Source organism: Muricauda brasiliensis (assembly GCF_003057865.1).
GTDB lineage: Bacteria > Bacteroidota > Bacteroidia > Flavobacteriales > Flavobacteriaceae > Flagellimonas > Flagellimonas chongwuensis.
This window is the reverse complement of sequence record NZ_QBTW01000001.1, coordinates 175,754-188,827: the sequence shown is the minus strand read 5'-3', so window position 1 is coordinate 188,827 and position 13,074 is coordinate 175,754. Positions and strand designations below refer to the sequence as shown.

The following is a 13,074-nucleotide window of genomic DNA, read 5'->3' as shown; positions in this document are numbered from 1 at the left end:
CTATCTGTAAAACATTTGGGTGAAGTAAAAAACACCTTTGTCATTTAATTTTGCACTTACCGCAGTGAACTTATAATTACCCTCAATTGCTTTTCGGTGCGAATCACTTTTTAGCCAGGCATTGACCACACCTTTAGCCGTAACAAAATTTCGTCCAACAATTTCTGATACGTAGTTGGCCTTGGCCGCTATGGTAAGGTCAGAGGATCTTCGGTCAAAATTATCATGACTGATTTTATTTTTATCAATCATATCCATGGTGTGCTCAATAGCAAAATCGTAGGCAATTTTGTCAAATTCAAGTGTACTCAAACCAATTGAATCCCTATGCTGGTTGACAAGGTCAAGAATCTCCATCTCCATGGGTGATAATTGAGATTCGTAGTGAAAAGTTTCTACATCCTCTACAGAATCTGTGGAGCAAGAAACAACAAAAGTAAACACCATTAAAACACCTAATATTCTGCTAAATCCTTTCATAATCTTAAAATTCGGGTGCAAAAGTATTGAGCAATAAATGCTTGGCAATATGGTTTTTAAGGAGTTTTTTGAACAGTTTTTATTTGACGTTGAATTGCGTTAAGCTATTCTTAAACCGGTATTTCATCGGTTGATCATAGCCTTATGACCAAATTGTAAAAGTTGTATTTTGAATTGTGGAAAACTTTGATTTTTTATTCAGTTTTTGCGTACTTCACAACTTAAATACTACTTCTATGGTCATTTTTGTTGATATGGATGAGGTTATTGCAGATGCTTATACCGCCCATCTGGAAATTTACAATCAGGAGTTTAACGCCCAAGTAAAAATTCAGGACTGTTTTGGTAAGGAATTTTGGCAAACCGTTCCCGAAATTCATCAAGAATCCATTAAAGGCCATACAAGGCGCGATGGATTTTTTGCCGGTTTAAAGGTGATGCCCGACAGTCAAGAAGTACTCGAAGAATTAAGCAAGAAACACGAGGTTTACATAGCATCCGCAGCGATGGAGTTTCCACAATCTTTACGGGAAAAATCGGATTGGCTGGATACACATTTTCCATTTATTCCATGGCAAAATAGAATATTGTGCGGAAACAAACATATTTTAAAAGGCGATGTCCTTATAGATGATAGAAGCAAAAACCTTGATTTTTTTGATGGTAGGTCAATTATGTTTACCTCTCCCCATAATACCAATGTCACATCATTTGAGAGAGCGGATACTTGGAAGGATATAGCGGAGAAACTTTTGTAAATTGCAATTACAATGCAAAACAAACTATCCCGGTTTTTTATTTTTTTCGCAGTATTGATGCTTCAGGCCTGCGCCGGACAATCCCATTTAGTTCAAGATGAGCTGGAAACCGTTACCAAAGAACATTTAAAATACTACCTCTACTATCCTGAGGATTATTTTAAATCCGAAAACAAAGAATTCGGCCTATTGCTCTTTCTTCATGGAGGAGGTGAGTCGGGCAGAAATGTTGAGGAAATCAAAGATACTGGCCCGCCCAAAATGTTGGTTGAGGGCAAACAATTTCCATTTTTAATACTTGCCCCACAGAACCCACATGCACAAAAGTGGTGGAATACCGATGCGGTCGTCCAATTGTTGGATTCTGTAACGCAAGCCAACCGGGTGGATAAGAACAGGATTTATTTAACAGGATTGAGTAGGGGAGGTAGTGCCTCTTGGGAGCTGGCGACCCAATACCCCGAAAAGTTTGCCGCCATGGCGGTGGTCTGCGGCATGACGCCCCTGCCTTACGCCCATTGGATAGACAAAGAAATGCCCATATGGGTTTTCCATGGGGATAAAGACGATGTAATCAATGTGGAGGAGTCCGATAAGATGGTCGATAAGTTACGTGAAATGGGATACGATGTTCGCTATACAAGATATAAGGGCGTTGGCCATAATGCATGGGACAGAGCATACACCACAGATTCATTGTATACATGGTTGGCCAGCAAAAAACGAACTAAATAAACCCTATGAAATATTCAATTGTTTTATTCTCAATTCTTCTTACCATAAGTTGTAATCAAAGAAAAAAGACCGATCAAAACAATACCGTGGATGTGGAAACGAAAATGGTTTTGGATTCAGTTTTAAAAGATTCAACGGATAAAAGGACCAAACCAGCCCTAAAAACCTTTGATGGATTGGCCGACACCTTATTTGTAAGGCTTGCCGACTTTAGCGGGGATTTCACCTATGATATGCGCTATGCCACGGAGAATAATTTCCTAAAGGCCAAGGTTTACGATTGTGCCGAATGTTATACCCGCGTAAAAACAGCAAAAGCATTGATACAGGCCAATAAGGATTTTATGGAAAAAGGTGTCAAAATCAAATTTTATGATTGCTACCGACCCAACTCCGTACAATACAAAATGTGGGAAATAGTGCCCAATCCCCAATATGTTGCCAATCCTGATAAGGGCTCTATTCACAATAAGGGTGGGGCCGTGGACATTACGTTAGTGGACATGGACGGCAATGAACTGGATATGGGGACTGACTTTGATTACTTTGGAAAAAGGGCCTATCACGATAACATGGATTTGCCACAAGATATATTGGACAACCGGAAACTACTTAAAGAAACCATGGAAGCACATGGTTTTTGGTCCATAAGAACCGAGTGGTGGCATTACAATCTATCCGCAGCCTCCAATGATCCAGTGGCCAATTTTAAATGGGAATGTAATCAATAACCATTTCAACTTTATGAAAACACTTAAAAAATCAACCTTAGTTATAATATTAATTTCAGTTGGAATGTCGGCACAAGATACCATAATGCCACTTTGGCCAAAATCCATACCTAATCAACATCAATCTAATGAAGAAGAGGTAATAAATAAATCTGATGATGGTATTCTTTGGGTGACAAACGTTCAAAAACCTACTTTGGAAGTATACCTACCCTCAAAAAGAAACATGACCGGACAGGCAGTGATTATTTTCCCAGGGGGCGGATACGCTGGTCTTGCATACGATTGGGAAGGAACCGATATAGCCAAAGTGTTGACGACAAAGGGGATAGCTGGCATTGTGGTAAAATACCGATTGCCCGGGTCCAAATCCATTTCCGAAGGTAAACATGTTGTCCCATTACAGGATGCGCAACGCGCTATTAGATTGGTCAGGTCCAAATCCGATGAGTGGAACATCGATTCCAAAAAAATTGGAATAATGGGATTTTCTGCTGGCGGGCATTTGGCCTCAACTTTGGGGACACACTATAATGAAAGTGTTTACAAAAGGCAGGATGAAGTTGATGATTTATCCGCCCGTCCAGATTTCATGGCGTTGATTTACCCTGTGATTACGTTAGGGGTGCCAAGTACCCATACAGGTTCCAGGGTTTCGCTGCTGGGTGAGGATGCAGCTGATGAATCAGTGAATTATTTATCCAACGAAAAACATGTGCAAGCTAATACTCCGCCTACTTTTTTACTGCATGCAATGGATGATGGTGCGGTTCCCGTGGAAAATTCCATCATGTTTTTTGACGCTTTGAGGGAGCACAATGTTCCGACTACCATGCATGTGTACCCAACAGGTGGCCATGGGTTTTCTCTTGCATTGAAGGACCAAAAGTTGAAAGGTTGGATAGACCTCTTTTTTGATTGGATGGCCAATCTGGACTAGTCCTGTATTTTTTCGCAATTCAATACTAACAATGAATCATCGATGGATTTGGTAAAGAAAAGGTATCTGTTCCCACCATCCTTTATTTTATGTTTTTTACGGATTTCGGCCACTGATATGGGAAAATTACGTGTCGTAATATTTGCTTTGGCCACGTCCATTGATTTAACTGATTTTTTTGAGTAAGGCAGTGCTTTGATGATTTTAAATCTTCTGCCGGGAAAGTCGATGATTTTATCCGACGAGTACAAATGGGAATGAGGATGTAATTTGGCAAGGTTGTAGCTTTTTCCAACAGATTTGAACCCTCCTGATTTTAAAATTGCGGCATTGGGCTCATACAAGTAGGATGATGGTTTGCCAAAATCAGCTTGGGAATCTTGCTCTTGCTCCAGTTTAAAATCGAAGGTCTCTTCCTGTACCGGGGTTGCGTTAATGGTTCTTATTTTGATACTTCCATGGTACTCCTTTTCCAAAACAAACAAAAGTTCCTTTACTTCATTTTGAACGGCGACCACATGAACTTCCTTCACAAAATTCAATTCTTCAACACCCAATTTTATATCCAAAAGCGGAGAAGTTTTTACCAGTATATTTTGGGTTTTTTGAAAAAGTAAGGGGAGATGTTCGGGTAGGTTGGGCAGACAATCTTCCAACAAAAATACTTTTCCTTTTGCATCATTTCTTCGAGAAGGATCTACGTATATCCAATCAAAATTATAGGAGGAATTTTTTAAGAATTCAATACCGTCCTCAGCCAGACATTCAATATTTTTTTGTCCTAAAACTTTAAAATTATGGTGTGCAATTTCACTCAAATCCTTGTTGATTTCGCAGTGAAAAATGGTGGTGATTCTTTTGGAAAAAAAGTAGCTGTCAACACCAAACCCTCCGGTAACATCCAAGAGTGATTTTCCATCTGTTAACCTAGCTTTATATGTTGCGGTTGTCTCTGAGCTGGTTTGCTCAATATTCAGTTTGTTCGGATAATAAATGTTGGCCGTTCGGAACCACGTAGGGAGTTTGTTCTTGCACTTTTTCTTAGCTTCAATCTGCTCGGCTAGCTCTTTTTGCAGAATTCCTTCAAAAATAGGTTTCGCCAGTAAAACTGACACGATGTCAGTTGAAATATTTTTTAGTATAAATTCCTGTGGACCAGTATTTAAAATTAGTTTATTCAAACTAAAACTATAGGTTTTTAGTTAGTTTTTTAACAAAGGAGTTTTCGGCTAAAAACTCCTTCAAAATTACTTTGATCGCTGTATATCCAGGAACAGCAACAACCATTCCCACCACGCCAAAAAGAAGTCCGGCGATGATAATGATCAAGAAGATTTCCAACGGATGCGATTTAACACTTGTGGAAAAAATAAAGGGTTGGGAGAAGAAATTATCGATCAATTGTCCCACGGTCAAACCTATTAAAACATACATCGCTTTCGGGAGAATTACGGTGCTGAAATCGGCATCGATAAAAGTGGTCATTGTTAAAAGAACCATAGTTACCCCGCCTATGATCGGACCTATGTATGGGATGATGTTGAAAAGGGCACAAAGGAACGCGATCACGATTGCGTTTTCAACGCCTACGATCAAGAGCGAAATAGTGTAAATTACAAAGAGAATGAACAGTTGTAATAGGATACCGGCAAAATATCTTGAAAGTAAATTATTGATCTTGTCAACGGATTTAACCAGATTACTTTCCTTGTCATCGGGAACAAAGGTCAGGATACCGTTTTGCATCAATTTACTGTCCTTTAAAAAAAAGAAAGAGATGAAGAGTACTGAAAACAGGCCAATGCTAAAATTGCTCAAAACATTGATAATCGAATTGATGAAGTTGGGAATAAATTTTAGGTCCAGTCCCTTGAGCACGTTTTCTTCGATTTTAGATTCGTCAAGCATATTGTTCACACTTCGTGTGGATGCTCCAAAATAATCCAATGTTTGAAGGTACAGCGAATTAAGATCGTTTTTGAGCGTTTCCATATCCAATAGGGAAAGGTTTTTGCTCTGTTCGGCAACAAGCGGGATAAATAGCGCAAGTATTCCCAAGAAAAGGGACAACATAAATATCATGGTGATCACGACCGCAAATGTGTTCGGAAATTTCAGCCTGTCCCTCAAAAACCTGACAACAGGGCGCCCAAGCAAGGCTATTACGGCCGCTATGGCCAAATAGGCCAGTACGGACTGTATTTTATAAAAGAACCAGCAAATCAGTACTGCACCTACCATTATGGCTACAGCCCTCAATATTCCGTTGGCTATTGTTTTTGAGTTCATTGATCAACCTTTAAATACATACTCAATAATGTTTGACCCCATTTGAAGAGCCTTTGTCCTAACTTCTTCAGGGTCGTTATGTACGGTAGGATCTTCCCACCCATCACCAAGATCGGATTCGTAGGTATACAGCAAAACAAGTCGTCCCTTTTCAAAGATGCCGAACGCCTGTGGACGCTTGCCGTCGTGTTCATGGATTTTGGGCAATCCATCGGGAAAAGTGAACTTTTGGGAAAAAATGGGATGGTTCCCCCCAAGCTCTTCCAATTGCCTGTCCGGAAATAGTTTTTCCAGTTCTCTTTTTAAATAGGGTTCCATACCGTAGTTGTCATCAATATGCAGAAACCCACCGGATAAAAGATAGGTCCGTAAATTTTGGACTTCATCATCATTAAAAAACACATTTCCATGGCCGGTCATGTGCAAAAAAGGATATTTGAATATAGAAATGCTCCCGGCCTCAACAGTTTCGGGTTGCACATCTATTTTGGTGTCAATGTTGGTGTTGCAAAACTCAATCAGGTTGGGTAGTGCCGTGGGGTTTGAATACCAATCGCCACCACCTCCGTATTTGAGAATGGCTATTTGCTGACCAATGGACATATTTAATGCAAATAGCACCAGCAAGACCATAAAAATCAAATTCTTTTTCATGAAGAGTGGTTAACCGACCCTAAAAATAGGATAATCATTTGTAAAAAAAATGAAGTGTCGGTGTTTAGTTGTTGATAATGGCAACTGTTGTGCAGGCTACAATTGCAGCAGTCTCGGTACGGAGTCTATTTTGACCTAAGGAAATGGGGACATAGCCCTTTTCTTTGGACAAATCGATTTCTTCTTTGGAGAAGTCACCTTCGGGACCAATAAGTATGGTGACATCGTTATCTGCGATAACTCTTCGTTTTAATTCCATCTTTTCCCCGTTCTGGCAATGTGCAATGAACTTGAAGCCCACAGAAATATTTGTTTCCATGAATTCTTTATAAGAAATGGGTGGATTGATTTTGGGTAAAATGGTTTGCAAAGATTGCTTCATGGCCGATTGCAGCACTCTTTCCATCCGCTCCAGTTTGATGGTCTTTCTTTCAGAATGGTCGCAAACGATAGGAGTGATCTCATCCACGCCAATTTCCGTAGCCTTTTCCAAAAACCATTCGTAGCGGTCGTTCATTTTGGTCGGGGCTACCGCCATGTGCAGTTTGTATCTCTTGGGAATGGTCCTAATTTCCGAAATAATGCGCACCTTGCACCTTTTTTGGTCCGCCTCCAAAATCTCTGCCTCGAAGAGGTAGCCTTTGCCATTAGTGATTTGGACTGTATCCCCTTCGGATTTTCTGAGCACCTTTACGATGTGTTTACTCTCGTCCGGAGGAAAAACAAATTGCTTGGCGCTATTGTCCAATTTGGCGTTGTAAAAAAGTTGCATAGCTAAGGTTTAAATTAGTTAGCTGCCTATGGCATATCTTGCTTTGGCGGCAATATTTTGTTGGGTAAATTCCCCTTTATTGAATTTGAGGTATCCCACAATACCGATCATGGCGGCATTGTCCGTGCAATACTCAAATTTAGGAATAAAGGTTTGCCAGCCCAAGTTTTCCTCAGCATCTCTTAATCTCCCACGGATTCCTGAATTGGCGGCAACTCCTCCACCAATGGCAATTTGGGTTATATTGGTCTGCTCAACAGCCATTTGCAGCTTTTCCATTAGTATTTCCAAAATGGTATACTGTACCGAGGCGCAAATATCGTTTATGTTCTCTGTCACAAAATCAGGGTTCTTTTGGGACTCGCGTTGCAAAAAGTAAAGAATACTGGTTTTTAATCCGCTAAAACTGAAATTTAGACCATCGACCTTTGGTTTGGGAAAGGTAAAGGCGGTCGGATTTCCCAGCTTCGCATATTTGTCGATGAGTGGGCCTCCCGGATAAGGCAGTCCCATTAATTTGGCACTTTTATCAAAAGCCTCACCAACTGCATCGTCCAAGGTCTCACCCAAAACCTCCATGGTAAAATGGTCGGTCACCTTTACAATTTGTGTGTGTCCACCGCTAATGGTCATGGCCAAAAAAGGAAAAGAAGGAGCCCTCTGCGCCTCATCTTCTATAAAATGGGCAAGAATATGTGCTTCCATATGGTTGACCTCGATCAAGGGAATGTCCAACCCAAGTGCCAAGGACTTGGCAAAAGAAGTCCCTACCAATAATGATCCCATAAGTCCGGGGCCTCTGGTAAATGCTATGGCAGATAGTTGTTTTTTATCGATATTTGCCTTGGCCAAGGCTTGGTGCACCACGGGAACAATATTTTGTTGATGGGCCCTGGATGCCAACTCGGGGACGACACCTCCATATTGCTTGTGGATTTCTTGTGTGGCTACAACATTGCTCAGTACTTTTGTATGGCAAAGTACGGCCGCCGAAGTATCATCGCAGGATGATTCGATTGCTAGAATATATTTTTTTGAATTTTCCACAGGTTTTGGAACAAAAATTGGTCATCAAAGGTAAAACATAAAAGCCCTATCAAAAAACTTCGTAAAATACTGTTGCGTATCCTAATGGCCATCATCCTTATTCTGGTTTTGGGGTCATTGGTGCTTTCCATGCCATCGGTACAGACCAGACTGGGAAAATATGCAACGGATAGGTTGAACGAAGAGTTTGGGACCAATATCCAAGTTGATAGGGTTAGTATATCGCTATTTAATTTAAATGCGGGGTTGAAAGGCGTTTATGTTGAAGACTATAAACAGGATACCCTCTTTTATATACGCAAACTCACTACCTCCATTCTAAACCTGAGGAACATGGCCAATAATAAAATGGAATTTGGCGATATGGAGTTGGACGGTCTCACCTTTAATTTAAAGACGTACAAAGACGAGTCTCAGACCAATCTGGATGTTTTTGTGGATAAGTTGGATGATGGGAAGCCCCGTGCCCCAGGCACTCCTCCATTTTTCTTGTCATCGGGAGAGGTGGAGATCCATAATGGAAAGTTCAGGTTGGTCGATGAAAACTTGGAAGCTGCCGAAGTGTTGAACTTTTCCGAAATAGATATTCTGGCACATGATTTTCAAATCCTTGGACCGGATGTTTCTTTAAAAATTGAAAACTTGTCCACGTTGGCCAAAAGGGGTATCCGGTTAGAGAAACTGGCTGCCGATTTTCAATATACCACGGAATACATGCGTTTTGATTCCCTATTGATAGACACTGAGCAGTCCGAGCTCAAGGGTAACCTCATGTTTAAGTACGACCGTGAGGATTTGGCAAACTTTGTTGATTTGGTGGAAATAGAGGCAAATTTCACAGAATCCACTGTTGCCCTTAACGAAGTGAATGCCTTTTTCGATGAGTTTGGGCAAGATAAGATTGTGAATTTTACTGGGAATTTTAGCGGTAAACTTAATCAGCTTCAAGTAGATGATCTGTTTCTTTTTACGGACAATACAGGTATCAGGGGAGATTTCAGATTCGACAACATGTTCAGCGAGCAGGCTCCTTTCGTACTTCGGGGCGATATAGATAACCTCACCTCCAGCTACTATCAGCTACGGAGCATCCTGCCCAAAATTTTGGGAGACAATATTCCTTCGTCCGTACAAAAACTCGGGCAGTTCACCGTCCGTGGAGATACTGAGATCACGGAGACCTCAATAGATGTTACTGTGAACCTGAATACTGCGGTAGGGGATAGTTATGTTGATTTGCAAATGACAAATGTGCAGACTATTGAAGATGCTTCTTACATTGGATTTATATCCTTGATAGATTTCAACCTTGGAGAGTTTATAGACAATGACCAATTAGGGCTGGCGTCGATGGACATGAATGTTGAAGGAAAAGGCTTTGTAGCAGAGAGTTTGAACACGGAGATTTCGGGTGATGTTTACAAATTTGAATTCAATGGCTACGAATACAATAAAATAAAAGTATCAGGTATCCTAAGGAATCAATTGTTCGATGGGGTCCTTCTCTGTAACGACGAAAACTTCAGATTCGATTTTCAAGGGTTGGCCAACTTTGGTGAGCGTGAGAACAAATTCAATTTTGTTGCAGCCGTCGATTATGCGGATTTAAAAGCCTTGAAATTCATCAACGATAGCATTTCAATTTTCAAGGGGCACGTTAACATGGATATCGAAGGCAACAATCTGGACGATATGGCCGGACAATTGCGATTTTCCAACACCACATATCAAAATAAAAATGACACCTATTATTTTGAGGATTTTAGTGTAGTATCCTCTTTTGATAGCGATACTATCCGTACCATAGAGATCAACTCCCCGGATATTATTACAGGATACATGAGGGGCAGCTTTAAAATAAATGAGCTGGGCCAATTGGTTCAGAACTCCGTGGGAAGCATTTATACTAACTATCAACCCTTCAAGATTTCCGATGGGCAATACCTCGATTTCAATTTTAGGATTTACAATAAAATCGTGGATGTGTTCGTGCCGGAAATCACTTTTGATGCCAACACATTTATCCGTGGGGCCATTCAGGCCGACCAAAGTGATTTCAAGCTCACCTTTAGATCTCCCAGTATTGAAGCGTTTGGGAACAAGTTCGATAATATTGAATTAAAGATCGATAATAAAAACCCGTTGTTCAATACCTTTGTATCCGTTGAGGACATGTCCACGGTGTATTATGATATCAAGGATTTTAGTTTGATCAATACCACCTTGAAGGATACGCTTTTCTTTAGAACGGAGTTCAAAGGAGGGAGCGAGTTCAATGACAGTTACAACCTCAATTTTTACCATACGTTCAACGAGAACAATCGTTCGGTGATCGGTCTAAAAAAATCGGATGTGAGTTTCAAGGGCAATACGTGGGTACTTAACAAAAATGGAAACGACAAGAACAAGGTCATCTTCAATAGTTCCTTGGACAGCATCCGGATAGAGGATGTGGTGATGGACAACAATAACGAGGAACAGATTCGGTTAAGGGGCGAGTTGGCAGATTCGACATATAAGGATTTAGATCTTCAGTTCAAATTGGTTTCCCTCAACAAGATCACTCCGACTATAGATAGTTTAAAGCTCAATGGAGAAGTAGAGGGGTTTCTCAACATTTTGCAGAAAGATGGCAACTATTTGCCCACCTCCAGCCTAAATATCAAAAACTTTACCGTCAACGATATGCGAATGGGTGATTTGGAGGTCGGAATCTATGGGAACAACGATCTTACCGAATTTGGTGTCAGTACTTGGCTGAATGATGATGGAAAGGAACGCATGAGCGTAAATGGTAGGGTAACCAATATCAACAACAAACAGGAACTTGATCTAACGGCCAATTTTAAGGATTTTGCCATGGAACCCTTTAAGCCACTGGGACAAGATATCATTTCGAATATTCGGGGCTTTATAAGTGGGGATGCAGTGATTACAGGAGATGTGAACAATCCCTCAATTAATGGACAGTTGGCTTTGAACGATGCGGGAATCGGAATCCCATACCTCAATGTGGACTATGATTTTGCCCCGCGCTCTCAGGTAAGGCTCTTTGATCAAACCTTTTATTTTGAAAATGTGCTATTGTCGGATGTGGAAGAGGGAACCACCGCAACCTTGGACGGGACCATTAGCCATACAGGTTTTGATGATTGGTATCTTGGATTGGATGTTGATACCAAAAACGATCGTTTTATGATCTTGAATACCGAGTACGACGAGGAATCACTGTACTACGGACAAGGATTTATCAATGGAACGGGAAGTATTTATGGTCCTGTTGACGCTTTGACCATATCAGTGGATGCCAGCACAGCAAGGGGAACCTCGCTAAAGATTCCATTGAGCGATGTAACCAGCGTAGGTGATTATTCCTTTATCAACTTTATAGAACGGGGAGGCGAAGGAGCTTTGGAAGAAGAACGGATTCTTGAAGGATACCAAGGGCTAGAAATGGCATTTGACCTTGCCGTAACCCCGGAGGCCGAAGTGGAGATAGTGGTCGACCAGACCACCGGGAGTTCTCTGAAGGGAACCGGTGAAGGTATTTTGCTGATAGAGATCAACACCAATGGAAAGTTCAATATGTATGGGGATTTCGTAGTGGTCACAGGGGAGTATAACTTTAAATATGGTGGTGTTATCGATAAAAAATTCCAAGTGCGTCCAGGAGGAACTATTTTGTGGGAGCAAGACCCATTGGCCGCCCAATTAGGGCTGGAAGCCGTTTATTCCCTGAATGCAAACCCCGCACCACTTTTGGATAATGCCGGATACACGGGTAGAATCCCTACCGAGGTCGTGGTGCGATTGGATGGCGAACTTGAAAGTCCAAATATCACGTTTGATATCGACTTTCCGGGCACCACATCCGTTGTGCAATCGGAACTGGAGTATCGGTTGCAAGACCCAACTATCAAGGAAAGAAACGCATTCTTTTTATTGGCGCAGGGCACCTTTGTAAACCCGCAATCAGGAGGGATCAATCAACAGGCCGTAACCGGCAACCTGATTCAGACTGCTTCGGGACTTTTCAATCAAATTCTCTCGGGCAATAATGATAAACTGAACTTTGGTGTATCCTACGAACAGGGCTATAACGATCCCAATGCAGATATTGCCACAGAGGATAGGATAGGGGTAACGGTATCCACCCAATTATCCGACCGAATCTTGGTAAACGGAAGAGTAGGGGTGCCGGTAGGTGGAGTTTCGGAGACCGTGGTTGCAGGGGACGTTGAGGTACAAGTGCTATTGAACGATGAAGGTACCTTGAGTGCCAAGATATTTAACCGGGAAAATCAAATACAACAATTCTTGGCCGAACGGCAAGGCTATACTCAAGGACTGGGATTGTCCTACCAGGTGGATTTTGATAGTTTTAGAGAGTTGATGAGAAAGGTGTTCAATAAGCGGGAAGAGCCGTCAAAAGTTGAGGATTCGTTACCTAAAGAGCGGCAGGTTCAGGTCATGGGGAAGGATAGCCTGATTCGTTTTTCGGAAAAGCCCATAAATCGGCCATAATCAATCTGATATATTTTATATTTTTAAGTGTTTTTGTACTAATTTATTACGAAAACGTTTGAGAGAGGCCTTAAAAACAAATAAATTATTAAGACATTTAAAATTTGAATAAAGTTTCCTAGTTTTGATCTCTTAAAAATTTGA

Annotated in this window: 11 protein-coding genes; 5 read left to right on the top strand and 6 right to left on the bottom strand. The window is 41.2% G+C overall.

The annotated features are described in order from the left end of the window. Nucleotides 1-480 carry a CAP domain-containing protein gene (locus tag DCK90_RS00830; RefSeq protein WP_108244279.1) on the bottom strand — a complete coding sequence of 160 codons (480 nt, stop codon included), beginning with the start codon at nucleotides 478-480 and terminating at the stop codon, nucleotides 1-3. 236 nt (nucleotides 481-716) lie between these two features. On the opposite strand from DCK90_RS00830, the gene DCK90_RS00825 reads away from it, so the two are divergent. The 4 genes from DCK90_RS00825 (at nucleotide 717) to DCK90_RS00810 (ending at nucleotide 3,644) form a co-directional block, all read left to right on the top strand. Then, the gene (locus tag DCK90_RS00825; protein ID WP_108244278.1) at nucleotides 717-1,238 is read left to right on the top strand and encodes a 5' nucleotidase, NT5C type; all 522 of its coding nucleotides are present in this window, start codon (nucleotides 717-719) and stop codon (nucleotides 1,236-1,238) included. Nucleotides 1,239-1,250: 12 nt separating this feature from the next. Beyond that, entirely contained in the window at nucleotides 1,251-1,973 is a 723-nt protein-coding gene (locus tag DCK90_RS00820) for a carboxylesterase family protein (RefSeq protein WP_108244277.1), read from the top strand. A gap of 5 nt (nucleotides 1,974-1,978) precedes the next feature. Then, entirely contained in the window at nucleotides 1,979-2,704 is a 726-nt protein-coding gene (locus DCK90_RS00815; protein WP_108244276.1) for a M15 family metallopeptidase, read from the top strand. 64 nt (nucleotides 2,705-2,768) lie between these two features. Then, nucleotides 2,769-3,644: an alpha/beta hydrolase gene (locus DCK90_RS00810; protein ID WP_234414542.1), complete on the top strand. Its 876-nt coding sequence runs from the start codon at nucleotides 2,769-2,771 to the stop codon at nucleotides 3,642-3,644. On the opposite strand, the gene DCK90_RS00805 is transcribed toward DCK90_RS00810, so the two are convergent. The 5 genes from DCK90_RS00805 to tsaD form a co-directional block, all read right to left on the bottom strand. Then, the gene (locus tag DCK90_RS00805; RefSeq protein ID WP_313790871.1) at nucleotides 3,641-4,759 is read right to left on the bottom strand and encodes a THUMP-like domain-containing protein; all 1,119 of its coding nucleotides are present in this window, start codon (nucleotides 4,757-4,759) and stop codon (nucleotides 3,641-3,643) included. The two genes, DCK90_RS00810 and DCK90_RS00805, sit on opposite strands and share 4 nt — an antisense overlap. A 73-nt stretch (nucleotides 4,760-4,832) precedes the next feature. Continuing rightward, nucleotides 4,833-5,933: an AI-2E family transporter gene (locus DCK90_RS00800; RefSeq protein ID WP_108244273.1), complete on the bottom strand. Its 1,101-nt coding sequence runs from the start codon at nucleotides 5,931-5,933 to the stop codon at nucleotides 4,833-4,835. 3 nt (nucleotides 5,934-5,936) lie between these two features. Continuing rightward, the gene (locus DCK90_RS00795) at nucleotides 5,937-6,587 is read right to left on the bottom strand and encodes a DUF4159 domain-containing protein (protein WP_108244272.1); all 651 of its coding nucleotides are present in this window, start codon (nucleotides 6,585-6,587) and stop codon (nucleotides 5,937-5,939) included. A 64-nt stretch (nucleotides 6,588-6,651) separates the two neighbouring features. Next, complete coding sequence (locus DCK90_RS00790; protein ID WP_108244271.1) at nucleotides 6,652-7,359, bottom strand: 16S rRNA (uracil(1498)-N(3))-methyltransferase; 708 nt, start codon at nucleotides 7,357-7,359, stop codon at nucleotides 6,652-6,654. An 18-nt stretch (nucleotides 7,360-7,377) separates the two neighbouring features. Further along, nucleotides 7,378-8,406, bottom strand: coding sequence for a tRNA (adenosine(37)-N6)-threonylcarbamoyltransferase complex transferase subunit TsaD (tsaD, locus tag DCK90_RS00785; protein ID WP_108244270.1), 1,029 nt, complete (start codon nucleotides 8,404-8,406; stop codon nucleotides 7,378-7,380). An 84-nt stretch (nucleotides 8,407-8,490) separates the two neighbouring features. On the opposite strand from tsaD, the gene DCK90_RS00780 reads away from it, so the two are divergent. After that, complete coding sequence (locus tag DCK90_RS00780; RefSeq protein ID WP_199912629.1) at nucleotides 8,491-12,930, top strand: translocation/assembly module TamB domain-containing protein; 4,440 nt, start codon at nucleotides 8,491-8,493, stop codon at nucleotides 12,928-12,930. Nucleotides 12,931-13,074: the final 144 nt, after the last annotated feature.